Raw genomic sequence first — 25454 nt, forward strand, 5'->3', positions numbered from 1 at the left:
CCGACCATGATCGATCGCCAATATCTCGCCACCTGGAGCCTCGCCGTCGACGACGCGGGCTTTGCGCAGGCGCTGGCCGCGCTGGGGACCTGGCTGGCGGCGTCGCCGCTGGTCGTCGGCAGCAGCGACGACTCGGCAGCCGACACGGCCGCGAGCATCGCCCGTCTTCTTGTCGAGGCCGGCCAGGAACAGGCGCGGCCACCGGATCAAGACCGGGAGGGGGAGCAGAAGCGCGGCCTGCTCGCCTGGCAGCCGCCGAGCGCCGACCTGGTCGATAGCTGGCCGGCGGCCAGTTTGCTCGCCGCCGCGTGGTCGGCATTTGTTGGTCAGACGCATGCCGGGCCGCGTCTCGCCGTACGCAGCCACGCGCAGAGCTGGAACACCCTGCTGCCGATGCTGCAAACGCTGCAGCACCCTGCGGTCGGCGCCGCGAGCGTCTTCGTCGCCGACGCTTTCGCTGCTGACGGACGCATCGATTGGCAGCTGCCTTTCCAGATCGCAGTGCTGCCTGACGATCGCCTCGCCAACGCATTTGCCAACACGCCTGTACCACGACCGCAACCCTGGCCCTATCGCTTCGGCGTCGCCGGCCGCGCCACGCCACGTCTTGAAGTGCTCGTCTTCAGTGGCTCACTGCGACAAACCGCAGCCCGCTTGCTGAGCCGGCGTTCGCCGAGCCGGGCGGCGCTGGTGCTGATCCTTGGTGGGCTGGACGCTAGCGACGACAGCAAGGCCCTGCTCCGCATTGTCGCCGGAGAGCTGGCGGCCGAGGGAGTGGTCTGCGTCGCGCCTTTCGCTACCGCCGGCGCGCTCGCCGACGCCAGCAGCGGCCCGGCCTTGCCAGCACTGCAACACTTTGCCGACGCCCTGAGCCACAACACAGCGCTGGACATCGCCCTGGCAGAGGCTTTCGGCCAGGGCATCACGGCCGTCCTCGGTGACGACCTGCTGCGCATCAGTACCCTGTCGCATTCTCTCGGCACGCTGACCGCGCGCCTGCGAGCCCTCCCCGCGGATGCCGAACTGGCGGTCAGCGAACACTCGTTGTGGCGCCTCGTCGGCGATCCCGATCGCGTCGCCGCAACGCTGACGCGCGGCACGCGCGGCACCGCGGGCGGGGTTGAAGGCGCTGACCGCGGCCAGCACTCCGGACGCGCGGGACATGCGCTGCCGTCTGCGCGCAGCGTCTCGCCGCATCTGCTGGCCCAAGGCATTGACGAGTCCAGCGCCCGCTACGGCTATGATCACGAGTCCGACGAAGCGGCTGCGCTGGCCGAAATCGCCGACGAGATGCGCGCCAGTGGGGCAGCGGCAGCCGTCGAGCAAGGCGAGCAGCGCTTCATCCAGCACAGCTTCTGGCGCAAGCACACGGAGCAACTGGTCGAAGAACGGCGGCGCCTGCAGGTCGGCGTACCGATCATGCTGCGCCTGCGCATCGGCCCGCCGGACGAACAATGGCACTCCGCCCCGGCAGCCTTTCCGGCACACGAACTTCCGCGCAGTCAGCGGCCGCATCGACTGCAGGTGGTCTTTCACGAGCCGACGCAACTCGACGCGCCGCTGCTCGGACAACTGCTCTTGCCGCGCGTCGGGCCGAGCAGCGTCGCCGAGTTCGTCTTTACGCCGCGCATCGTGGCCGCTTTCGAAGGCCGGGTCAGTGTTCTGCACCGCGGCCGCGTGCTGCAGACAGTGCTCATCCACAGCCGCGTGGCCGCCGCTGATGAAGCCCTTGACGCCAGCAGCGCCGGCGAAGTGATCAGCCAGCAGCTTGAAGCGCGCGTGCGTGAAAACTGGGGCGAACTCGGCTCGCGGCGGCGTTTCGACGCCTCTTTCATCCTCAACCACAGCAATCAGCAGCGGCCGCTACTCACCGGCATTGCCGGCAAGCGCGCCTGGGCCAAGGACCTGAGCGGTATCGACGAGCCGATCGCCAGCATCAACCAGCTCCTCTCCGAGGTCGCGCACAGCGTCGCCGACTACAGCGACGGGCTGACCAGCGGCGACAACCGCAAGCTGTTCATCAAACTGGCGCGTCTCGGCGCCGACCTCTACTCGAGCCTGGTGATCGACAACCTGCAGCCGCTGCAAAGCGAAGGCATGGACGTCGACGAGGCCACGCACATTCAGCTCGTCAGCACCCGCGCCGACGCCGTCGTTCCCTTCGAGTTCATCTACCAGTACCCGCCGCCCGACGACGATGCCGGAGTCGACTTCTGTCCGAACGCCCTGCAGGCACTTGCCGACGGCGCTTGTCCGCAAGCCTGCGCCGGCCAGAAAGAGCCGCGCCGACACGTCTGCCCGATGGGTTTCTGGGGTCTGCGCAAAGTCATCGAAAGGCACGTTTACAACCCCGCGATCGACGTCCCCAACCAGGCCGAGGTGATCGTCCAGGCCGAACCGGTGGGCACACGCGTTCGCCTGCAACTCGACCAGGGCGCGCTGGTCGCTTACAGCCAGGAGGTCAAGGCCGGCGAGGTGGCGCCGCTGCTCGCTGCCTTGCGCCAGCAGTTGCCGCAAGCGGTGCAGGTCGCCGGCAACTGGGATGAATGGAAACAGGCGATCAGCGGCAGCCACCCGAGCCTGCTCGTCGCCTTCCCGCACAATGCCGGCGAACGCCAGGACATCGCGCTGGAGATTGGTGGTATCGCCTTCAAGACCTTGCGCCTGCCGCGCGAATACGTGCATGTCGAGGGCGCCTACCCCTTGCTGCTGCTGCTCGGCTGCGATACCGCCAGCAGCGCGCAGCAGTACGCCAACCACATCCGCTATTTCCGCCAGGCAGGCGCAGCAGTGATCGTCTCGACCATCGCCACGGTCTTCGGCCCGCATGCGGTCAGGGTCGGCGAAAAGCTGCTCGAAGTGCTGCTCGCCATCCACCGGCAATCGACCGCCGACGAGCAGTCCGGCACAGCACGCCAGCCGGACGCCGTGCCTTGCCTCGGCGAAGCGCTGCGCGCAGCGAAACGGCAAGCGCTGCTCGACAGTCTGCCAATGGCCTTGTGCGTCGTCGCCTTCGGTGACGCCGACTGGCGGCTCTGACGGTCATGACCGTTCCCCCTCTCACTTGCAGTGCGCATTCCGGCTTGCATGCCGGAATCGTTCGCCGGGCAGGGAGCATGCTCCCTGAATTCCCCGCCTCACCCCTGGCCTTTCTCCCGCGAGGGGAGAAGGGAGTTTCGTGAGTCGCGTACGCGACTTTCACAGTAACTGGAGATCAATGATGAGCACGCCGAGCGACCTGGGTAAGGACAGCCGCTTTTTTCGCATCGAAATGCTGCCGGCACTGCACGGCGACTGCCTGTTCGTCGAATACGGCGACAGCTCACGCACGCGCCGGCTGCTCATCGACGGAGGCCCGATAGCCACCTACAAGCATCTCGAGGCACGCCTGGACGCACTGCCGGCCGGCGACCGGCGTTTCGAGCTGGTGGTCATGAGCCACGTTGATACCGATCATGTCGAAGGCATCGTGCGCCTGCTCGCCAATCAGCCGCTGCCGATCCGGGTCATCGACCTGTGGTTCAACGGCTGGAACCATCTGAGCAGCGGCGGACGCGTCCTGGGCGGCAAGCAGGGCGAGTTCCTCAGCGCCCTGATCGTTCGCCGTTTTGAAGACGAGCAATGGAACGGGGCGTTTTCCGGGCAGGCAGTGGTGGTCCCTGACGACGGCCCGCTGCCCGAACGCACGCTGGCCGGCGGCTTGAAGCTGACCCTGCTGTCGCCGACACCGGCGACGCTGGCGCAGATGCGCAAGGCCTGGGAAAAGGACCTTGGCCCGAGCGTCACCCCCGGCGATCTCGACGCCGCCTGGCAACGCCTGGCGCAGCTCAAGGCCTACCTGCCCGGGCAAGGCCTGCTCGGCACCACACCCGAACTCGACAGCCTGCTCGAACGCCAGCTGAAAGTCGACAAATCGGCCGCCAACGGCAGTTCGATCGCCTTCCTGGCCGAATTCGCCGGCAAGTCCTGCCTTTTCCTGGCCGACGCCTACCACGAGGTGATCACCGCCTCGCTAAAACGCCTGCTGCAACAACGCGGCCAGCCCATCCTCAGGGTCGACGCGGTGAAAGTCGCTCACCATGGCAGCGCCGGCAACGTCAGCGACGAGTTGCTGGCGCTGATCGACAGTCCGCGCTTTCTGGTCAGCACCAATGGCAGTCGCTTCCGACACCCCGATGCCGAAGCGATGCAGCGCATCATCGCCCGCTCGCTGCAGCAAGCACCGACGCTGTGCTTCAACTATGCCAGCAAGACGACGCTCGGCTGGGCTGCGCCGGCTCGGCAGGCTGAACTGCGCTATCGTGCCGAGTACAACCCGGTCGCCAATGCGCCGTATCGCATCGAGCTTTGAGACCTCGCGCTCCGGCACCCCGCCTGGCGCGGGGACGCGCCGAGCAAACCACGACTGCGCATACTGCCAGAACGGGTCGACAAGGGATGCAAGGGCCGTGGCGAATGGAGTAAAGTGCAAAACTGACGGGAAAATCACAAGCTGCCGGCGATGCTTCTGCTACTGCTCGGGCAGAGGGATTCCTCCCCCGACGCGGCGCATGCCTGCCGTAATGCCGAAACAACTGATGCGAGAAAATGAGCGAACAGACTTCGCCGCCGGCCCCACCGACGCTGCTCCTGGTAGATGACGAGCCGTCGATCCTTAGCGCCCTGCGCCGACTTTTCCGGCCCTGCGGCTATCGAATTCTGACCGCCGAAGGCGGTGCCGCCGGACTGGATCTGCTGGCCCGGGAAAACGTCGACCTGGTGATTTCCGACATGCGCATGCCGGAGATGGATGGCGCCCAGTTTCTCGAACGGGTGCGTGCCGAATGGCCGCGAGCGGTGCGCATACTGCTCACCGGCTATGCGGACATGACCGCGACCGTCAACGCCATCAACAAGGGCGAGATCTACCGTTACATCGCCAAGCCCTGGGACGACCACGATATCGTGCTGATTGTCCGCGACGCCCTGGAACGGCAACAGCTGCAGGGTGAAAACAGCCGCCTGCTGGCCTTGACCCAAAGCCAGAACGACGAGCTGAAAGCACTCAACAGCGACCTCGAGGCGCGGGTCAGGGCACGTACTGCCGAGATCGAGCAGGTCAATGGCTTCCTCAACATCGCCAACGACACGCTCAAACAGAGTTTTCTGGTCTCGATCAAGATCTTCTCGACTCTGCTGGAGTTACGCGATGGATCGGTCGGTGGGCACGCCCGTCGCGTCGCCGACCTGGCGCGCAAGCTGGCAATCAAGCTGAAGCTAGATGCCAAGACGCAACAGAATATCTTCATCGCCGGCCTGCTCCACGATATCGGCAAGATCGGCTTCCCCGATGCGATGTTTGCCAAGCCGGTGCCGAAGTTGAAAGGCGAGGAATTGGCACGTTACCGCAAGCACAGTCTCGTTGGCGCCAACGCACTGCTGCCGCTGCCCGATCTGAAGCCGGTCGCCGACCTCATCCGGGCGCATCACGAGCACTTCGATGGCCAGGGCTTTCCAGATGGCCTCGCCGGGCTCGCGATCCCGCTGGGCGCGCGCATTCTGGCGGTCGCCAACGACTATGACGGTCTGCAGATCGGCACCCTTTCCGAGAGGCGATTCAACGCCGACGAAGCCAAGAGCCTGCTCGTCAAATCGTGTGGCAAGCGTTACTGCCCGGTGGTCATCGACGCGCTGCTGGATCTCCACAACGCACCGATTGAAGATGGCGAGCACGAGTTGCAGGTGCCGGTAGACAGGCTCCAGGTCGGGATGGTACTGGCCCGCGATTTGATAGCGCGTGACGGCAGCTTGCTGCTCGCCGCCGACTACCTGCTGGACGCCAAGCTGGTACGCGAGATACAGGCCTACGCGAAGCGCGAAGCCTTGTCGCTGGTACTGCACATCCGCCGCGACAGCATGCCGCACTAGCTTCGAGGAGGAGCCCCGAAATGCCCCGTATCCTGATCGTCGATGACGAAGACAGCATTCTCAAATCCTTGCGCAGACTCCTGGCGATGACGCCCTGCGCAAGCGGCGGCAAAGTGTTTCCGCTCACCGTGGACAGCTGCAATGACCCCATGCAGGCCCTGGAGAATGCCTTCGAGACGCCTTACGATCTGGTGCTCTCCGACTACCGCATGCCGGGCATGGACGGCGTCGCCTTTCTCAAGCAGTTTCGTGAGCTGCAACCGAACGCCGCAAGACTGATTCTTTCCGGCTACACCGACCTGAATGGCTTGATCGCGGCGATCAACGAAGCGGGCATCATCCGCTTCATCGCCAAACCGTGGAATGATTACGAGCTCGTGGCGACCATCGGGCAAGCCCTGGCGTTTCAGGAACTGCAGAACGAAACCCAGAAGATCGCCGACCAGGCACGCCTCAAGCAAGGCCTGCTCACTGCCGAAGATTTCGAGCGCAAGCGACTGGAAGCGCTGGAACCTGGCATCACGCACGTACTATGGGGGCCGGACGGCTCGGTAATGCTCGACCCGGACGCGCTGAAGCGCGACTGAAACGCTCGCCTTGCAGCGCAGGCATGACTGGCACGGCAAGACCGGCGGCAAGACCGGCGGCAAGACCGGAGCCAAGACCTTCCCCCTGGCTTCATGAAAAGCTGCACACACCCGCACTTAGGGCGTATCGTTCGCCGACACGCTCGTACGCCAGCGTCGGGCGACGGCGCGTCTGCTCCACACAACACCGCGAGGGCGCTTTGTCCGCAGCAGCTCCTAACTTCGATCCACATTTGTCCCTGGCTGCCTTGCTGCGGCCGGCGGACATGGATCGCCTGTGCGCATCCTTGAGCCTGCTGCTCGATTCTCCAGTCGCCCTCCAGGACCTGGCTGGCACGGTGATTGGCGGCGCAGCAGCGCTGCCGGCGGACGCGCGGATCGAGATCCTGTGCGAACACGAAGCTGTCGCTTACCTGCAGGCGCCACAGGCTTTGCCCGCCGCGCGCCAGGCAGCGGCGAGGGTGATCGCTGAACTGCTGCTCGGCGCAGCGACCTGCCTGAGGAGCGAATCTGCCACACAGCGGGCCAAACAACAGGCCGAACAGCAGGCCGAACACCGGGCGCACGCCGCAGCACTGGCGCAACAAAGCGCCGCGCTGGCAGAATCGGAAGCCCGGCAGCAGGCCCTTGCGGAAGACTTTGCGGGCCGCGTCGCCGCGCAGGTGAACCTGCTCGACGAAAGCCAGCGCCAGGCCTACCAGGCTGAACGCCTCGCCTCGGTGGGCGCGCTGGCCGCAGGCGTTGCGCACGAGATCAACAATCCCATCGCTTTTGTGCGCAGCAACCTGCGCACGGCCGAAACCTATCTCGGCAAACTTGCCGACCTGGCCGCAGCGCTCAAGAGGCTGGCGGGTGGCAACGCGCTCATCGCCGCAGCCGATGTCGACTTTCTTCTCGAAGACTTTTCCGCGCTGCTGCACGACAGCATCGGCGGCGTCGACAGGGTGGCGCGAATCGTCAGCGACCTCAAGGGTTTTTCCAACATCGACAAACCGGAGGAAGATGTCGTCGACCTCAACCAACTCATCCGTTCCGCGTGCGCGATGGCGGAGAAAAGGCTTCTTCCTGGCGCGGCGCTGGTTTGCGAGCTGGGTGTCGTAAAGCCGCTCCTGTGTTTACCCGGCCATCTGGCGCAGGCCTTGCTGGCAATCCTCAACAACGCGGTTCAGGCTATCGAAGCTCGAGGAGCAACCGGCGAAGTGCGTGTGTGCAGCCGTTTCGACGGTCAACAGGCGCTGATCGAGGTCAGCGACAACGGCGCCGGTATCGAGCCAAGCGCCCTGCCGCGCGTCTTCGATCCCTTCTACACCACCAGGCCGGTCGGCAAGGGAACCGGCCTGGGGCTGACCATGGCGCGCGACATCGTACGCGCACATGGGGGTGAGATCAGCTTTGACAGCATTGTGGATGGCGGCACCACGGTTACCGTCAGCCTGCCGGATTGAAGACCATCCGCGCGACGCTTGAGCAGCAGAGGTACACCATGAGCAAAGACAAAAGCGACACAGCACCGCCCCCGGGGCAAGCGGCAGCAGCCGCGGCAACGGCCACTGAGCACCCAGGGCACGGCGAGCGCACGCACTTTCCGATCGTCGGCATCGGTGCCTCGGCCGGCGGGCTGGAGGCGTTCGAGGAATTCTTTCGCCACCTGCCAGACGACTGCGGCCTGGCTTTCGTGCTGGTGCCGCATCTCGATCCCGGTCATGCCAGCCTGCTCACCGAAATTCTGCAACGGTCGACGGCAATGCCGGTCGTCGAGGCCGAAAATGGCGTGGCGGTGGCCGCCAATCGCGTTTACATCATTCCACCCAACCGTGAGATGGCCATCGTGCACGGCCAGCTGTGGGTTGCCGTGCCGGAGTTGCCACGCGGCCAGCGCATGCCGATCGACGCTTTCCTGCGCTCGCTGGCCGATGACCAGGGTGACCAGGCGATCGGCGTCATTCTCTCGGGCACCGGCAGCGACGGCACCCTGGGGATGCGCGCCATCCACGGCGCCGGCGGCATCACGCTGGTCCAGGAGCCGAGCTCGGCGAAGTTCCCTGGCATGCCGGGAAGTGTCATTCACGCCGCTTATGCGACCCATGTCCTGCCGGCTGCCGACATGCCGACAGTGCTGCTGGCTACTGCGCGCCAGCTCAGCAACGACGTTCATCCGGCGCCGCAGGCGAATGAGGCGACTGCAGTCGATATCGACGCCGTGCTGACCCTGTTGCACGCCAGCACCGGCCACGATTTTTCACACTACAAGAAGGGCACCATCGGCCGGCGCATCGCGCGGCGAATGCTGCAGCACCGGCTGCGCAGCATCGACGACTACCGCGCCCATGTCGCGGCCCATCCGGAAGAAGGGCGAGCGCTGTTCAAGGACCTGCTCATCAATGTCACCCGTTTCTTCCGCGACCCCGAAGCCTTCAAGGTACTGAAACAGGAGATCCTGCCGCAGCTGTTCGCCGACAAACCCGCCGACTACGTGTTCCGCATCTGGGTAGCCGGCTGCGCCTCCGGAGAAGAGGCCTACTCGGTGGCCATCCTGGTGCGCGAATTCATGAGCGAAACGCAGAAAGCATTCAAGGTCCAGATTTACGGCACCGATCTCGACGAGGAGTCGATCGCCAGCGCCCGTGCCGGCTTCTATCCGCCCAACATCGCCGCCGATCTGACGCCGGCCCAGCTACACACTTTCTTCCTCCACGAGGATGCCGGCTACCGCGTCAGGAAGGAGATTCGCGAAATGCTGGTGTTCGCCGTCCAGAACGTCATCAAGGATCCGCCGTTCAGCCAGCTCGACCTGATCTGCTGCCGCAACGTGATGATCTACCTCGAGCCGGAGTTGCAGAACCAACTGATTCGCTCGCTGCACTACGCCTTGCGAACGAACGGGGTGCTCTTCCTGTCACCGGCCGAGAGTATCGGCATGCATGCCGAACTGTTTACGGCGGTCAACCGCAAATGGAAGTTCTACAGGGCAATTGGCGCCAGCAGGCCGAACAGCACCATGCTCCTCGGTGACCTCTCGTGGCAGACGGCAAACCCTGGCCGCGCCACACACCAGGTGGCCGGCAAGCTCGCGCCGGTAAATCTCGCTGAACTCACGCGGCGCGCGCTCCTGCAATTGTTCGCGCCGGCCTCGGTGGTCACCGACGCAGCGGGCAATATCGTCTTCGTGCACGGCGACACCGACAGGTTCCTGCGCCCGGCACCAGGCCAGGCGACACTCAGCGTCGTCGACATGGCGCTCGATAGTCTGCGCGCCGAACTGCGCTCCGCCCTGCACCGGGCGACCGAAGAACGCACGACGACCCGCGGACGCCAGGTTTCGGCGAAAATCGATGGTGAGATCCGGAACATCAGATTGAGCGTGCACACGCTGGCCGAGGCGGACGGCCATCAATTGCTGCTGGTGAGCTTTCAGGAGGAGACCCTGACAGCGACGCCGACAGGGCATGCGTCCACTGCCGCAGTCGATGCGAGCTCACCCGCGATGCGGCGCATCGAGGAACTCGAAAGCGAACTCGCGCATACCTGGCAAGCGCTGCAGTCGACCATCGAGAGGCAGCAAGTTGCCAACGAAGAGCTGATGTCAAGCAACGAGGAATTGCAATCGACCAATGAGGAACTGCAGTCCACCATCGAGGAACTGGAAACATCGAAGGAGGAACTGCAGTCGATCAACGAAGAACTGGTGACAGTGAATGGGGAGCTGCTAGCCAACAGCGATCATCTGACGAAGACACAGAACGACCTCAAGAATCTGCTCGACAACATCAGCGGCGGTATCATTTTCCTCGACCAGCAACTGTGCATCCGGCGCTTCACCAGCGAGGCAGTCGATCTCTATCGTCTACAGGCAGGCGACGTCGGCCGGCCGCTGGCCGATATCAAGTCCACTATCGAAGCGCATGAGTTGCTGATCGATGCCCAGGCGGTGCTCGACAGCAAGCGGCCGGGCGAGCAGGAAGTACGTACCATCGCCGGCAGGCACTATCAGGTACGCCTGAAGCCTTATCGCACACTCGACGACGACATCGACGGCGTGGTCATGACCTTCGCCGATATCACTGCCCGCGTCGACGCCAATGCGCGTGTCAGAACAGCGCAGCTGTTTTCCGAGAGCATCGTCGATACCGTGCGCGAACCCTTGCTGGTGCTTGACGCCGAGCTGCAGGTGATTGCCGCCAGCCGCGCCTTCTACCAGCGTTTCCAGGTCGCGAAGGAAGAAACCATCGGCCGGCAGTTAAGCGATCTTGCCAACCGGCAGTGGGACCTGCCGGCCTTTCGCGATCTACTGCTGAACATCCTGCCACGCGACGAGGCCGTCGAGGACTTCCCGGTCGAGGTCGACATCCACGGCAGCGGGCGAGTGCAAATGATGCTCAACGCCCGTCGCCTCGCCGGCACACAGCCACTGATCCTGCTTGCCATGGGAGAAGTCCATAGCCCCTGAAGCCATCGCGGCCGGTATTCGATCAGTCGCCGATCAGTTGCCGATCAGTTGCCGTTCCTGCCAAAGCGTTCCTTCCAGGTGCGAAAGGCGTCGCGGATCTCGCTCTTCAGGTGCTCGTCGTCCCAGGGCTTGCTGAGGTACTTGTGAATCGAGCCCTTGTTGATGGCGTCGGTGACCGCGCTAATTTCCGAGTAGCCGGAAAGGACCATGCGCACCGTTTGCGGATAGAGTGTCTTGACGCGCGCGAGAAGCTCGGTGCCGGTCATGACCGGCATGCGCTGGTCGGACAGGATCACCGCCACCGACTCGCGCGCCAGGACCGCGAAGGCGGCTTCGGCGCTGCCGGCGACGAGAACCCGATAACCCTCACGCCGGAGCAGGCGATTGAGTGCCGAAAGAATGCTCGGCTCATCGTCCACCAGCAGAACCGTCGGCGGCGCATCATCCGCATTGCTCCCGAAAGCGAGCCGCTTGCCGGAGCTGCGCAAGGCAGACATCTGCTCCGCGGGCAGGGGGCGCGAGAAGAAATAGCCCTGCATCTCGTCGCAGTCGCAGCGACGCAGATAGTGCATCTGCTCCTCGTTCTCGACGCCTTCGGCAAGAACAATCTTGCCGAGCTTGTGCGACATGGCGATGATCGCCTGCACGATCGCGGCGCTGGCTGGATTGCTGGTGATATCGCGAACAAATGACTGGTCGATCTTGACGACGTCGATCGGGAAACGCGAAAGGTAGGCGAGCGACGAATAGCCGGTACCGAAGTCGTCGAGCGAAAGCCGCACGCCGAGACCCTTGAGCCCTTCGCTGGTCCGCGTCGAGGTCGCCACATCGAGCATCATCGCCCCTTCGGTGATCTCCAGTTCGAGCGTCTGCGGATCGATCTGGTACCTGGCCAGGGCCTCGCCGACGCTCTGGCAGAGGTTGGCAACGTGGAAATGCCGCGCCGACAGATTGACCGCCACCTTGATCGGCGGCAATCCGGCGTCCAGCCATTCGCGCATCTGACGGCAGGCCTCGCCGAGAACCCATTCGCCGACGGCAATGATCAAGCCGCTTTCTTCGGCCCAGGGAATGAATCGACCTGGCGGGATCATCCCCTTCTCCGGATGCTGCCAGCGGAGCAGAGCCTCCGTGCCGATCAGCGCACCGGTCTGCAGATTCAACTGCGGCTGATAATGCAACAGCAGTTGCCGCTTCTCGATGACCTGGCGCAGGTCGACGAGCAGTTCGCGACGCTCGGAATCTTCCGTATTCAGCTGCCCGTTGAAACGGGCAGCACAGTTGCCGCCATCGCGCTTGGCAACTCGCGTCGCGCTTGCGGCACCCGCCAGCAGTTCGCTGGGCTCCTTGCCGTCGGCAGGGAAACAGGCGAAGCCGAGCGACGAGCTCACCTCGAGCGTTTGCTCGCCGATGACGAAGGCTGGCCGCAGCGCCGCCAGCAGAAGGCTCGACAGCTCCTCATAGCTGTCGCCCGGGCTCTCCTCCGGAACGCGAAGCAGCAAGCCGAACTCGTCGTTGCCGAGACGAGCGACAGCGTCCGCTTCGGGCACGCTGTCGGCGAGCCGCCTGCCGAACTCGACCAGCAGGCGATCGGCCGTTTCGTGCCCGAACTCGCGATTGATGCTCTCGAAATCATCGATATCGATATGGACCACGGCGATGCGCGTAGCGGCTGCGGTGGCGACGGCTGGGCATCGCGTCAGTCGTGCCAGTTCGTTGACAAAACCAACGCGGTTGTGCAGCCCGGTCAGCGCATCGCTGCGGGTCACCAGCGCCAGCCGAGTCTCCAGCTCGCGTTGTCGCGATGAATCCTCTCCGATCGCGAAGTAGAAGCGCAGCTGCCCATCGTGATCGTCAATCGGCGAAATGGAAAGTCGCTCGGTGAACACCTGGCCGTCCTTGCGCCGATTGATCAACTCACCGCTCCAGCTGACACCGCTGCCAAGAGCGGCCCACATCGCGTCATAGGTCTCGTCCGGGGTCAGCCCCGAGCGAAACATCTGAGGCTGGCGACCAATCACTTCCTCGGCGCTATAGCCGCTCATCGCCAGAGCCGCGGGATTGGCGAAGAGGATCTTCCGCCCAGCGTCGGTGATGAGGATCGAGAGCGGGCTGTTCTGCGCGATATCGCGAAACAGCAACGCCGATTCCAGGCTTTCGTGCATGCGCGTGACGTCGGTTCCGACCAGAAAGATCGGCGCCAGGAGGGTATCCGCGCCGGCACGCTGTTCGATCGACCACGAGATCCACAGCCGCCTCCCGTCACCGGCCGTCAGCGGCGTTTCCACCTGGCGAACCCCGCCGTGCGCGCCGATGTCGCGCAGCTCGGCGAGGAATTCGGGCGGGCGTTGTGCAGCCGCGCCGAGCAGCTCGGTCAATGGCCACCGGAAAACCTGCCCGAGCCGGCTGTGACCGAGCAGACGCAGGCCGAAGCTATTGACGTACCAGACCCTGAGTTGGGCATCGACGCGGATGACGATCAGCCCGAGTGCATCGTAGATCGACGCCTGGGGGGGGTCGGGAATCAAGCGCTCACCTCCTGCTCGGGCTGCGGACCGGCAAGCGGCAAGCGGATGCGGAAGCACGTCCCTCGCCCTGGTTCGCTGTTGACGCTGATCGTGCCCGCGTGGCGCTGGACGATTTCCCAGGAAATCGGCAAACCGAGACCGGTCCCCTTGCCAACCGGTTTGGTCGTGAAGAAGGGCTCGAATATCCGTTTCACGACTTCCGGCGGCATGCCGCCACCGCTGTCCTCGATTTCGACCCAGGCGTGCTCGGCTTCGAAGCCGCTACGCAGGCTGATCGTTCCAGCACTCTCGATCGCCTGCCCGGCATTGATCAGCAGATTCATGAAAACCTGGTTGAGCTGCGCAGGAATGCAGCGCACCAGCGGCAGCTCGCCGAGGTCACGGACGATCGTTACCTTGTACTTGAGTTCGTTCCAGACCACGTTCAAGGTGCTCTCCAGACCACGGTTGAGGTCGGCGTCCTGCCATTCGGCTTCCTGGACATGCGAAAAATCCTTCAGGTCGGCGACGATCCTGCGCACCCGTTCCAGCCCCTCGGCGGACTCGGCGAGCAGCGCCGGGATGTCCTCGCGCAGGAAGTCCACTTCCGCCGTCCGCCAGGCCTGTTCGACCGCCAATCGCGCCGGATGATCGGCAGCGAGCGCAGCAACTGCCGGCACGGCAAGGTCGACGACTGCGAACAGGCGCGCGACGTAGTTCTTCAGCGAACCGAGATTGGAACTGACGAAGCCGACCGGATTGTTGATCTCGTGCGCAACGCCGGCCGCAAGCTGGCCGACAGCGGCCATTTTCTCGGACTGCAGCAACTGAGCTTGCGTCCGCTCGATGGCTTCCATGGCCTTGAGCAGTTCGGCCTGCTCGCGCAGCAACTCGTCATTGCTGGTCGTCAGTGCGCAGGTTCGTTCCGCAATCTTTTTTTCGAGACTGGCGTTGACTCCGACCAGGGTGCTCCGCGCCGCCTGCAGTTCTTCGTTGACCTGAAGCAGCGAGCGGTTACGCGCTGAAACGACGCCGAAAAGGTCAATCAGCGCTTCGCTGAGCACCGCCTGCGCAGAATCTTCCTTTGCTTCCCCTGCCCGCGTCGCGGCTTCGCAAGGCGAAGAACCGCTGGCAATCAGCCGCAGTTGCGTGGCCATCAGTTGATCGTCGACCAGGATGTGAAAGATCAACCAATTGCCCAGAAAGCGCAGCAACAGGCCGCCATCGATTTGGCCATTGGCATCGACCGCGCGGCGCATGATACCGATTTCCTCGACGAAGCCGCGATGTGCTCTGGCCTGCCGGCCGATACTTGCGGCGTCCATACCCGCCGCCCCCATCAACTGCTCCTCATCGCGAAAATGCGTCACCGCGTACGCTGCGAGACGATCGAGCAGGATTTCGAGCTCATCGGCCAGGACCGGCTCCTGGCGCGCCAGCAACGGTGCGACAGCGTTGATCAGGTCGACCAGGCCATGATGCTGGCGATCAACGAGCTCGATGCCGGTGACGAAGTGCGGACTCCAGTTCACGAATGTCATTGATGCGCTACCTTCTCGATGATCGGCTCGCGGCGACGGGAAACTCCGGCCGGCGGGAAGCCACGCGGACTCAAGCGCCCGTTCCCACGCCGGCCTGGCTGGCGTCGATCGGCAGGGTGATGCGAAAAGTGGTACCACGACCAGGTTCCGAACGGAATTCGATACGACCATGGTGCTTGGCGACGATCCCGAATGCAAGCGAGAGGCCCAGCCCGGTCCCTTTGCCGACCGGCTTGGTGGTGTAGAAAGGCTCGAACACGCGTTTCTGGACCTCCGGCGACATGCCGCGCCCGCTGTCCTCGACTTCCACCCAGACCGAGCCGGCAGCAGCGGCGGCATCCGCCGAAGCGGCGTCTGTACCGGTGCGAATGACGATCTTGCCGCTCGTTTCGATGGCCTGTGCGGCGTTGACCAGCAGGTTCATGAATACCTGGTTGAGCTGCGAAGCCAGGCAGCGCACCGGCGGCAGCGAGGTGTACTGGCGCTCGACGTCGGCCTTGTACTTGAGTTCGTTCCAGACGATGTTGATCGTGCTCTCCAGGCCTTTCTCGAGATCGGTCCACTGCCAGTCGCTTTCGCCGACACGCGAGAAGTCGCGCAGATCGAGGACGATCTTGTGCACCCGTTCGAGGCCCTCCTTGCTCTCCTGGATTAGCTTCGGCAGATCTTCGACGAGATAGGGATGGTCGCTCGCTCCCTTCAGCCGGCGGACTTCGTCGAGGACGCCGGGACCTGCCAGTACGGGCAACTGTTCCTCGACACGGCCATAGGCAGCATCGATGGCCAGCAGATCTTTGACGTACTCGGCAAGAGTACCGAGATTGGAATAGACGAAGCCGATCGGGTTGTTGAGCTCGTGCGCAACACCCGCCGCGAGCTGGCCGATCGCCGACATCTTTTCCGACTGCAGGAGCTGCAGATGAGCGTCTTCGAGCTTGCCGTTGAGTTCGGTCACTTCGGCGAGGCGGCGGGCCAGCGCGGCCTCTGCCCGTGCCCGCTGGACGACGCTCCAGACTGCGTTGGCGACCATTTGCACCGTCTCGACATCCAGGTCGTCGTAGGCAGCAATCCTGTTGCCTACGCCAACGATCATGCGCACAGCGCCGTGCTCGATGACCGGCACCGCGATCAGCCGCTGCAGCGGCGTATGCCCGTCCGGCAAGCCGCGCTTGGCCGCGTACGCGGCGTAATCGTTGAAGCACAGCGCACGCTTCTCGCGGCAACAATCGGCCCAGATTCCGGCCTCGCTGATCGGGTAGTGGCTGGCAAACATTGCGCGGCAGCCCTTGAGCGCGCCGGCGGTCCACGTCGACAGCTCGATAGTCTCCTGATCGTCGTTTACGAAGTGCAGGAAGCCGATGTCGCTGGCGGTCAGTTTTTCGACGCTCTCGAGTCCGTAAGCGAGAAACTCCTTCTCCGGCAGCGTGCCGGCATGTTCGTTGATATCGAGCAGTGCCTGCGTCCGCTGTTCCAGGCGGCAGCGACGCGTCACATCGAGCGCAATGCCGCCAAGCAGCTCGGGGCCGTCGTCCTGCAGGATAGTGAACCTTGTCGTCTGATAGATCCGCCCAGCGTAAGCCAGCTCCGCAACTTCGGTCTCGCCGGAAGCCAGGACACGCTGATCGAGGCGGTCTATCGTCTCACCAAGTTCGCCGGAAAACAGCTCGCGGTTGCTGCGGCCGACGATCTCCTCGTCGTAGAGGTTCAGTGCCGCCTGAAGGCCGCGGTTGGCGAACAGGATACGTCGTTCCTGATCCTTGATGGCGGCCAGGCCGGGCAGGTGGTCGAGGAAACTCTTCAACATCCCACGCACGCTGCGAGAATCCTGCTCGGCATTCTTGCGCGCATCGATGTCTTCGATAATCGACACGAAGTGCCTTGGCGAACCGTCGTCATTGCTGACCAACGAAACGCTCAAATTGATCCAGATACAACGACCATCCTTGCGAAGGTAGCGCTTTTCCAGGGTATAGCTGTCGATTTCCCCGCGCAGCAGGCGCGCGAGCTGTTCCAGATCCAGTGCCAGGTCGTCCGGGTGGGTAATATCCTGGAAACACAGGGTGAGGAGCTCCGTCTGCGAGTAGCCGACCAGCTGACACAGGCGCTCATTGACCCGCAGCCAGCGACCGTCGGGCGCGACGAAGGCAATGCCGGCAGCGGCCTGGTCTACGGCAGCACTCAGCGCGGCTTCGCTGGCGCGCAGCTTTTCCTCAATGCGCTTGCGGGGGGTGATGTTCTGCACCAGGGCAACAAAGTGGTCGATCGAGTGATCGGACCGGCGAATGGCCCGCACCGCAATGTAGGCATCGACGATCTCACCGCTCTTGCGAATGAAGCGCTTGTCTAGGTCGTAGGCATCGATTTCGCCGGTCAGCACGCGGTTGAAGTACGCGACGTCAACTGCCAAGTCGTCCGGGTGCGTGAGCTCTGCCCAGGTCATGCGTTGCAGTTCGTCGTGCTCATAGCCAAGAATATCGCACAGCGTTTGATTGATCCCCAGCCAGCCTTTTTCCGGCGATGTGGTGGCCATGCCGATCATCGCGTTCTCGAAAACACCGCGGAACAGTTGTTCGCTGGTCGCCAGCGCCTCCTCGTCAAGCTTCTGGCTGGTGATGTCGAGAACCGCGCCGGTAACCGTCTGCCTGGCAGCATCCGGCGCACTGAGCAGATGGGCGACGCTTTTCACCCAGCGCACACTGCCGTCGGCAGGCCGGACGATCCGGTACTCGACAGCAGGAACCTCGCGCTCACCACGCATGATGCCGCGGAACGCGAAATCCAGTGCCTGGCGGTCATCCGGGTGGACCAGCGCCAGCCAGCCCGGCCAAGTGTGCGGATATTCGCTGTTGGTACCGGCGATACTGTACAGGGCATCGCTGACGGCAAAGCGCTGGCTGGAAAGATCGTAGGAAAAAAGCGCCAGGCCGCCGACCTGCTGCGCCTGGCGAACCCATTCATCGCGTTCGAGCAGACTCGCCGTCATCGCCGACTGCTGCTTCCAGCTGCGGCTGAGCAGCCCGCCGAGGAGCGTACTCAGCAAGGCGAACAGAGCCATGGCGACGGAGGCCACGACGACTTTCCGCCACCACTCTGCCAGCGGAACGGCGGCCGGCTGACAGACGACCGCGGTGAAGCCATAGATCACGCTGCGTGCGTAGGCGACAAGCTGCTCGCTACCGTCCTCACTCTTGACGAGGACAGTACCCGCCGGCGACAGCGCCAGGGCGTCACGCAATGCGCCACTGGTCAGCGGTGCTCCGAGCCGCGCCGCGGCCGGCAAGGCGGGGGCCGCCGCGACCCAGCGAAGTTCCGAGTCCAGGAGCCAGACGCTACTGTCCGGTTCGGGAAACAGGCCGAAAAGCGTACTGCTGAGGTAGTCGACGGGAACCAACGCCACGGCGACACCGCTGAAGGGCGCGTCCTTTGCGCCCAGTCGCCGCGCCATCGCCAGCACCGTCTCCCCGGAGATGCGACCCGTCAGCGGCGGCGAGATCTGCATGCCGAGCTGCGGATTGTCACGCAGGCGGATGAAATACTCGCGATCCGAGATGTTGACGCGGCCTGATGCACTGGCGTCAGGCGCGCGGATGATCTGGCCGTCGGCATCACTGATCGAGATGAAGCCTACCACCGGATGCCGGTCGCCAACACGCTCGAGCCAGCGGTCGAACTGCTGACGACCATGGGCCAGCTGCCGGGCAAACTCCTCGGCAACGACCCGCAGACTGAGATCGATTCCGCTGTACTGCCTCTCGACATCCTTGCTGATCAAGCGAACGACGGTCATCGCCTGGGACCGGAATTCCAGCTCCTCGCTGCGCCGCCAGTCTGCCAAGACATAGACCAGCGCGGCAGCCACCAGAACATTGATGCCCATGATGCCGACGACGAGGTAACGGATGAAACGCGGATCAGGCTGCCAGTCACGCCGCCACGCACCAGGAGCTGGGACGGGTTGGGAGGCCGCGGTGGGCGCGCTGCGTTGAGTCATCTTTCTGCCGTTATTTCCCGGTCTGGACTTGCGCCCGACGGAACCAGCCGCTGCCGGGGACGGCGACCGGAACGTCTCTCTCGAGGCGAGCTTGTTAGCTGTAGAGGGCTAGCATACGGCCAGCGAATGAAAAAGACCATCCCGGAGCACGGCGACGCTGTCCTGCCTTTAGCCACCGTCCTCCGCGCTGCCGCTGAGCGGTCGCGGCGCTGGCCGACGAACGCGGCGGTGACCAGCGCCACGCTCTCTGATAGAGTGCAGGACCAACACGGCGATGACCGAAAGAGCGCAGAAAGATGCTGAACACAGGTGCAATGGCGGGGCCGCGGATACGCGCCGGGATGGCCCCGAAAAGCGGGCGGCGAGCGCCGCTTCTGTGGCCGCGGCAAGCCAGGCCCTCCTCGTCGCCACAGCAATGAAGCTAAGTATCCGCCAGGGCCTGCTGCTGCTCATCGTGCTTGCCAGCCTGACGCTGGCCGCTGTCACCGGCGTCGGCATGTGGGGCACCTGGCGCGGTCAGGAAAGCTTGCGCCGCGTGCTGTTCGAAGAAGTCGAGCCGACGCAGCGCCTGATCGAGATCGACAAGCTGCTTAGCGGCCTGCCGGCGCGCTTTTATGGCGTACTCAACAACGATTTTGGCGTCCACGGGGTTCGCACCAGCCTGCTCGAGGCACAAAAGGAAGCTCCGCTGGCCTGGCAGCACTATCTTCAAACGATGGCCGCGGTGGCCAGCCTCGATGAGCAGAACCTGATCGATACCATCGACGGCGGCATGGCTGAACTGCCGGCAATGCTCGATCACTTCGAGCGTCTTCTCGCCGTCAACGACATGGCGGCAATCGTCCACCTCCTGAAAGAAGACTGGTGGGCCATACACCTGCAAGTCGTGACCCCGGTCCGGCAACTGATTGCACTGCAGCAAGAGCATGTCGCCGAGACCTACGCTTCCGCCCAGGACGTCAACCGGCAAACGCTGCTCGGCACCGCGCTGTTGGTGACGATCGGCCTGGCGCTGTTCCTGCTGTTCGCGCGCCAGCTCTTCCGTTACGTGAACCACAAGCTCGGCGTGATCGAAGAGGGGCTGAGGCGCATCGCCAAGGGCGATCTCGAAACACGGATCGGCGGCAGCCATCGCGGCGAGTTCGGGCGCATCGTGGTGGCGCTGGACCGCACCGCCGATACCTTGCGCGAGGATCGCGCGGCCATCGCAGTCCTGCAGCAGCGCCAGGCATCGATCCTGGAGTCGATGGCCGATGGGCTTTACGGTACCGACGCCAGCGGCCGCATCACCTACCTCAATGCCGCCGCCGAACGCCTGCTTGGCTGGAGCGCCGCCGAGGCCCTCGGCAAAGGATCGCACCACCTATTCCACCACTCGCGGTCCGACGGAACGCCATATCCGGGCGAACAATGCCCACTCTACGCGACGCTGATTCGCCAGGAAGTGTGCTCTTCGGCCGAGGAGACGTTCTGGCGCAAGGACGGCAGCAGCTTTCCGGTCGAGTTCGCTGGCTCACCAATCGTTGCCGACGGACAGACCGTCGGCACGGTGGTCATTTTTCGTGACATCGGCCAACGCCGTGCAGCTGAACTTGCCCGGCGGCAACTGATCGCAGAACAGCAACAGCGCAACCAGCAGCTGAACACCCTCAAGGACGAACTGGCGCGCAAAGAGGAGGAACTGCGGCTGGTCCTCGAAAACCTGCGCGACGGCGTCATCACCATCGACGCCAGCGGTGTGATTCGCTCCGCCAACCCGGCGATCGGCGCCATCTTCCAGCAGCCGGCAAGCGCGCTGCAAAATGAAGATCTGCGGCTGCTGATTCCGCCCGACTACCGCGCAGCGCATGCCCGCGGGCTGGCCCGCCATGTGGCGACCGGTGAAGCGCACCTGCTCGGCCGACCAGTCGAACTCGAAGGACTGCGCGGCGACGGTTCGCGCTTTCCGATCGAGCTGTCGATCAACGCCTACAGCGTGCGCGGCGAGCGCTTCTATAGTGGCATCGTGCGCGACATCAGCGAACGCAAGCAGGCGGAAACCGCCCTGCGCAACGCCCTCGAGCAGGCACAGGAATACCTCGACGTGGCCCTGGCGGTAATGGTCGTCATCGACAGCGACCTTTGCGTTCGCCTGATCAACCGCCAAGGCTGTGCGCTGCTCGGCCTGAGCGAAGCTGAAATCGTCGGCAGCAACTGGTTCGATCGTTTCATCCCCGCGCCGGATCGCGAGTCCTTGCGCGGCAGTTTCGCAAACTGGCTGGCTGGCACGCCAAGCGGCGTGATCGCCGCGTACAATCACAACGACATTCTCACTGTCGACGGGAGGATTCGGCGCGTGGCCTGGAGCAACGCGCTGCTGCGCGATGCTTCCGGCAGGGTGAGCGGCAACCTCAGTTCGGGCATCGACGTGACCGAGCAACACGCTGCCGAGTTGCAGCTGCATGCCACCATCGAGCGCCTGACCGAGCTCAACTGCAAGCTCGAGGACGCGCAAAACCAGTTGCTGCAATCCGAAAAGATGGCCTCAATCGGTCAGCTGGCGGCGGGTGTGGCGCACGAGATCAACAACCCGGTAGGTTTCGTCAACTCCAACCTCGGCAGCCTCAAGAACGAAGTCCGTGACCTGCTGCGCGTGATCGACGCCTATGCGGCAGCGGACCCGATTCTCGCCGAGCATCCGGCGGTGATGGAGGCCATCAGCAAAGCCCGGGACGCGGCCGACCTCGACTACCTGCGCGACGATATCGGCACCCTGATCGACGAGTCGCTTGACGGCCTGCAGCGGGTGCGCAGGATCGTCCAGGATCTCAAGGACTTCTCACGCGTGGACAGCACGGAGTGGCAGTTCGCCGACCTCGAGGCCGGCCTGGAAAGCACCTTGAACATCGTCTGGAACGAGATCAAGTACAAGGCCGAGGTGCGCAAGGAATACGCCGGCCTTCCCGAAGTCGAGTGCATCGCGGCGCAGGTCAATCAGATCTTGCTGAACCTGCTGGTCAACGCGGCGCACGCCATCGAAGGACGAGGAACGATCACCCTGCGCAGCGGTAGTGACGCGCAGGCGGCATGGATCGAGGTCGAGGACAGCGGCGTGGGCATCGCACCGGAAAACCTCAAGCGCATCTTCGAGCCCTTCTTCACCACCAAGCCAGTCGGCCAGGGCACCGGACTCGGCCTCTCGCTGGCCTACAGCATCGCCCAACGCCACGGCGGGCGGCTCGAAGCCAGCAGCCAGCTCGGCGTCGGATCGAAATTTCGCCTGACGCTGCCGATACGGCGGGCGCCGACCGAGGCACCGGCAAGCGCCGACTCCAGCCAGACGGCCTAGTCGCAAGCGAAGGCAAACGGCCGGCCAGGAACAGGCCGGGAGCGAAGTGATCGCGGTCGCTGGCGGCCACCGTGATCAGGCGTGCTCGATCGGCGGCGCGACCTTGAAAACCTCGGCCAGGGTGCTTACGCCGGCAGCGACTTTCATCGCCCCCGCGATGCGCAAGGGCTTCATGCCTTCGCGGAAAGCGAGCTCGCGGATCTTGGCAATATCCTTGTTTTCACTGATGGCCAGCTTGACGTCCGGCGAGAGCGTGAGAATCTCGTACAGGCCGACACGCCCGAGGAAGCCGGTCATGCGGCATTCGAGGCAGCCCACCGAGCGGTGGAAACGCGCCGGACGATTGGCTTTCCACGGCGCGACCAGCTGATCCCACATCGTCTCCTCGAGCGCATTCGCCTCATGCTCCTGCTTGCAGTGTGGGCAGAGAATGCGCACCAGGCGCTGCGCCATCACGCCAAGCACGGTGGCGCTGAGCAGGTAGGACGGGATGCCGAGGTCGAGCATGCGGGTAAGCGCCGCCGGAGCGTCGTTGGTGTGCAGGGTGGACAGCACCAGGTGGCCGGTAAGCGCCGCCTGAATCGCCACTTCGGCGGTTTCGAGGTCGCGAATTTCGCCGATCATGATGATGTCCGGGTCCTGGCGCATCAGCGCCCGCACGCCCTGCGCAAAACCGAGGTCGATGACGGTCTGCACCTGCAGCTGGTTGAACGCCGGCTCGACCATCTCGATCGGGTCTTCAATGGTGCACACGTTGACCGCCGGCGTCGCCAGTTGCTTGAGCGTCGAGTAGAGCGTCGTCGTCTTTCCCGAACCGGTCGGCCCGGTGACCAGAATGATGCCGTTCGGCCGTTCCGACATCGTTTTCCAGCGCGCCTGGTCGTCGTCGGTGAAGCCGAGTTCGGTGAAGTCGCGGACCAGCACTTCCGGGTCGAAAATACGCATCACCAGCTTCTCGCCGAAAGCGGTCGGCAGGGTCGACAGACGCAGTTCGGCTTCCTGGCCTTCCGCGGTGCGCGTCTTGATGCGGCCATCCTGCGGCCGGCGCTTCTCGACGACGTCCATGCGCCCGAGAATCTTGACGCGATTGACCATCGCCGCCATGACGCTCATCGGGATCTGGTACACCTGATGCAGCATGCCGTCGATGCGGAAGCGGACGATACCGATTTCACGCCGCGGTTCGATGTGGATGTCGCTGGCGCGCTGTTCGAAAGCGTACTGCCAGAGCCAGTCGACAATATTGACGATGTGCTGGTCGTTGGCATCGAACTGGCGATTGGTGCGGCCGAGTTCGACGAGCTGCTCGAAGGACGACAGATTGCCGCTCGGACCACCCAGCTGTGCGGCCTTCTTGACCGAGCGTGCCAGATTGTAGAACTCGATCAGATAGCGTGCGACATCGACCGGATTGGCGAACACGCGACGGATGTCTTTCTTGACAATCGCGCGGATCTCCTTTTCCCAGTCGCGCAGAAAGGGCTGCGTCGTCGCCACCAGCACTTCGCGCGTCGTCACCTTCACCGGCAGGATGCCAAAACGCGTTGCGTAGGCACTCGACATGACTTCGGTAACCGCCGTGAAATCGACTTTCAGCGGATCGATATGGTGGTATTCGAGCCCGACTCTGGCGGCCAGCCAGCCACCCAGCACTTCGAGATTCAAGGGTCGCGGCGGCTCCTGCAGGGATTTCCATTTCTGGTCGGAAATGATCACCAGGGGATGCGCGGTGAGGCGATTGAGGCGACTGTCCCTGAGCAGCAGATCGGCGTCCGGCGGCTTGACCAGGCCGTCATCAACCAGCCAGCCGAGGAGCTCGGCGAGCGTCAGGCGATGATCGTAAACGGTACTGACGGTGGCTTCCGGCATGACGACTGTTCCTGGGCGATGATCGGCAACTATACCGGACAAGCTCGACGACAACCAATGGATGCCACAAGAGCGGGTAAGATACCAGCGCTGCCCTCGCGGGCCGCGGCGCCGCTGGCGAACGCCCCCTTTTCCAGTCTTCCCACCTGCCGGCGGAGCGAAAACTCCCACCGCCATTCCCCCAGGAGAACAACATGCAGAGGGCTTTACCGATCGTCACAACACTCGTCACCGCACTTGCCGCCAGCCTGTTCGCCATGCCGGCCATCGCCCAGGCGGGCTCCGGCAAGGACACGACGACGACCATGGATGGAACCAGCGCCGCCATGCAGGGTGCCGGCTATCGGCGGGGAATGCTTGGCACGCGCGGCCCATCCGACTGCAGCCTGACCAAGGATCCCGAACAGTGCGCCGCGCGCCGGGCCGCTCATCGCCAGGTTTACGAGGCCTGCCGCGACAAGGCGGGCAGCGAGCGCGAGCAGTGCCTGCACCGGCAGGCAGAGCAGATCGATTGCACGCAGGCGCGCATCCCGGCGCAATGCGCGCAACGCAAGATCGCCTACGCGCTGTGCAAGGGAAAAACCGGACCACAGTTCAGGAACTGCGTACTCCAGGAGACCCTGCCAGCAGACTGCAGCAGGGCCGGCGACGCCGCGGTTTGCCAGCGACAGGACAAGGCCCGCAAGCTGTGCGCTGCCAAAAGCGGTTCGCAACACAGACAGTGCGTACTCGACGTTCTCGGCGTGGGGCAATAGGGCCACGCCAGGCAGCGACCGGGCCGTCGAGCCGGCGCTACTGTAGCGCCGCGCGCCAGCGTTCGAGCTTGCTGGCGAAAGCCATGGTGTAGGCCGGGCTGCTCGACGGCAGCAGCCGCGTTGCGTAGCCACGCGCCTGAAACCAGGCGGCAAGCTTGCCGGCCGTCTGGCCATTGAAACAGACCCGCTGCAGCTTCGGCGCGTCGGTCAGCAGCCGTGAAAAATCGTTGATTGCGGGCGACTGAATCGCCGAGTCGAGCGCCCCCTGGCGCTGGCAGCGCTGATAGACGTCCCAGACGCCGAAGCCATGGCGCAACAGACATGACTGCCGCTCCGGGTAGTCGAGTTCGGCCAGGGGCTCGTCGAGAATGGAGGCGAGCAAACGCCAGAACTGGTTCTGGCGATGCCCGTAGTAACGCTGTGCGGCCAGCGATGCCGGCGACGGAAAACTGCCGAGGATCAGGGTCCTGACCCCGGCGTCGAGAATCGGTGGCAGGCCGTGCAGGATCGCTGCCGGCCTGC

The 25454-nt window shown here is 64.1% G+C and carries 13 protein-coding genes; 8 read left to right on the forward strand and 5 right to left on the reverse strand.

All coding sequences use genetic code 11. The annotated features are described in order from the left end of the window. Positions 1-6 precede the first annotated feature (6 nt). The 6 genes from QZ648_RS09165 to QZ648_RS09190 all read left to right on the forward strand — a co-directional run bounded on the left by QZ648_RS09165 (position 7) and on the right by QZ648_RS09190 (position 10941). A complete protein-coding gene (locus tag QZ648_RS09165; RefSeq protein ID WP_291996806.1) occupies positions 7-3039 on the forward strand; it encodes a hypothetical protein in 3033 nt (1010 codons plus the stop codon). 178 nt (positions 3040-3217) lie between these two features. Beyond that, on the forward strand, positions 3218-4351 hold the full coding sequence (locus QZ648_RS09170; protein ID WP_291996807.1) for a hypothetical protein: 1134 nt from the start codon (positions 3218-3220) through the stop codon (positions 4349-4351). A 236-nt stretch (positions 4352-4587) separates the two neighbouring features. Next, positions 4588-5907 carry an HD domain-containing phosphohydrolase gene (locus QZ648_RS09175; RefSeq protein WP_169067819.1) on the forward strand — a complete coding sequence of 440 codons (1320 nt, stop codon included), beginning with the start codon at positions 4588-4590 and terminating at the stop codon, positions 5905-5907. Between the two features lie 20 nt (positions 5908-5927). Then, complete coding sequence (locus QZ648_RS09180) at positions 5928-6494, forward strand: response regulator (RefSeq protein ID WP_169067818.1); 567 nt, start codon at positions 5928-5930, stop codon at positions 6492-6494. Between the two features lie 233 nt (positions 6495-6727). After that, positions 6728-7939 carry an ATP-binding protein gene (locus QZ648_RS09185; RefSeq protein WP_291996808.1) on the forward strand — a complete coding sequence of 404 codons (1212 nt, stop codon included), beginning with the start codon at positions 6728-6730 and terminating at the stop codon, positions 7937-7939. A gap of 38 nt (positions 7940-7977) precedes the next feature. After that, positions 7978-10941, forward strand: coding sequence for a chemotaxis protein CheB (locus tag QZ648_RS09190; RefSeq protein WP_291996809.1), 2964 nt, complete (start codon positions 7978-7980; stop codon positions 10939-10941). 44 nt (positions 10942-10985) lie between these two features. On the opposite strand, the gene QZ648_RS09195 is transcribed toward QZ648_RS09190, so the two are convergent. The 3 genes from QZ648_RS09195 to QZ648_RS09205 form a co-directional block, all read right to left on the reverse strand. Beyond that, the gene (locus QZ648_RS09195) at positions 10986-13469 is read right to left on the reverse strand and encodes an EAL domain-containing protein (protein ID WP_291996810.1); all 2484 of its coding nucleotides are present in this window, start codon (positions 13467-13469) and stop codon (positions 10986-10988) included. Further along, positions 13466-14989 (reverse strand): ATP-binding protein, encoded by a 1524-nt coding sequence (locus QZ648_RS09200; RefSeq protein ID WP_291996811.1) that lies wholly within the window; start codon positions 14987-14989, stop codon positions 13466-13468. The genes QZ648_RS09195 and QZ648_RS09200 overlap by 4 nt, the downstream gene beginning before the upstream one ends. Before the next feature lie 70 nt (positions 14990-15059). Beyond that, a complete protein-coding gene (locus QZ648_RS09205; protein ID WP_291996812.1) occupies positions 15060-18980 on the reverse strand; it encodes a PAS domain S-box protein in 3921 nt (1306 codons plus the stop codon). Between the two features lie 415 nt (positions 18981-19395). Here QZ648_RS09205 and QZ648_RS24925 point away from each other — a divergent pair, with 415 nt between their 5' ends. Beyond that, positions 19396-22308, forward strand: a complete 2913-nt coding sequence (locus QZ648_RS24925; RefSeq protein WP_366144111.1) for a PAS domain S-box protein — start codon at positions 19396-19398, stop codon at positions 22306-22308. A 75-nt stretch (positions 22309-22383) separates the two neighbouring features. Here the strand turns inward: QZ648_RS24925 and QZ648_RS09220 are convergent, their stop codons facing one another. Next, positions 22384-24177, reverse strand: a complete 1794-nt coding sequence (locus QZ648_RS09220) for a GspE/PulE family protein (RefSeq protein WP_169067811.1) — start codon at positions 24175-24177, stop codon at positions 22384-22386. Between the two features lie 194 nt (positions 24178-24371). On the opposite strand from QZ648_RS09220, the gene QZ648_RS09225 reads away from it, so the two are divergent. Beyond that, positions 24372-24932, forward strand: a complete 561-nt coding sequence (locus tag QZ648_RS09225; RefSeq protein ID WP_291996813.1) for a hypothetical protein — start codon at positions 24372-24374, stop codon at positions 24930-24932. Between the two features lie 37 nt (positions 24933-24969). On the opposite strand, the gene QZ648_RS09230 is transcribed toward QZ648_RS09225, so the two are convergent. Beyond that, complete coding sequence (locus tag QZ648_RS09230; protein WP_291996864.1) at positions 24970-25440, reverse strand: DNA-deoxyinosine glycosylase; 471 nt, start codon at positions 25438-25440, stop codon at positions 24970-24972. Positions 25441-25454: the final 14 nt, after the last annotated feature.

The sequence above is a fragment of the Candidatus Accumulibacter sp. ACC012 genome (assembly GCF_907163155.1).
Lineage (GTDB): Bacteria > Pseudomonadota > Gammaproteobacteria > Burkholderiales > Rhodocyclaceae > Accumulibacter > Accumulibacter delftensis.

What these genes read in the sequence shown, in the direction of transcription:
- QZ648_RS09225 (WP_291996813.1), top strand. Translation starts at nt 24,372, where the DNA reads ATGCAGAGGGCTTTACCGATCGTCACAACACTCGTCACCGCACTTGCC.
- QZ648_RS09220 (WP_169067811.1), bottom strand. Translation starts at nt 24,177, where the DNA reads ATGCCGGAAGCCACCGTCAGTACCGTTTACGATCATCGCCTGACGCTC.
- QZ648_RS09165 (WP_291996806.1), top strand. Translation starts at nt 7, where the DNA reads ATGATCGATCGCCAATATCTCGCCACCTGGAGCCTCGCCGTCGACGAC.
- QZ648_RS09205 (WP_291996812.1), bottom strand. Translation starts at nt 18,980, where the DNA reads ATGACTCAACGCAGCGCGCCCACCGCGGCCTCCCAACCCGTCCCAGCT.
- QZ648_RS09190 (WP_291996809.1), top strand. Translation starts at nt 7,978, where the DNA reads ATGAGCAAAGACAAAAGCGACACAGCACCGCCCCCGGGGCAAGCGGCA.
- QZ648_RS09180 (WP_169067818.1), top strand. Translation starts at nt 5,928, where the DNA reads ATGCCCCGTATCCTGATCGTCGATGACGAAGACAGCATTCTCAAATCC.
- QZ648_RS09175 (WP_169067819.1), top strand. Translation starts at nt 4,588, where the DNA reads ATGAGCGAACAGACTTCGCCGCCGGCCCCACCGACGCTGCTCCTGGTA.
- QZ648_RS24925 (WP_366144111.1), top strand. Translation starts at nt 19,396, where the DNA reads ATGAAGCTAAGTATCCGCCAGGGCCTGCTGCTGCTCATCGTGCTTGCC.
- QZ648_RS09170 (WP_291996807.1), top strand. Translation starts at nt 3,218, where the DNA reads ATGATGAGCACGCCGAGCGACCTGGGTAAGGACAGCCGCTTTTTTCGC.
- QZ648_RS09200 (WP_291996811.1), bottom strand. Translation starts at nt 14,989, where the DNA reads ATGACATTCGTGAACTGGAGTCCGCACTTCGTCACCGGCATCGAGCTC.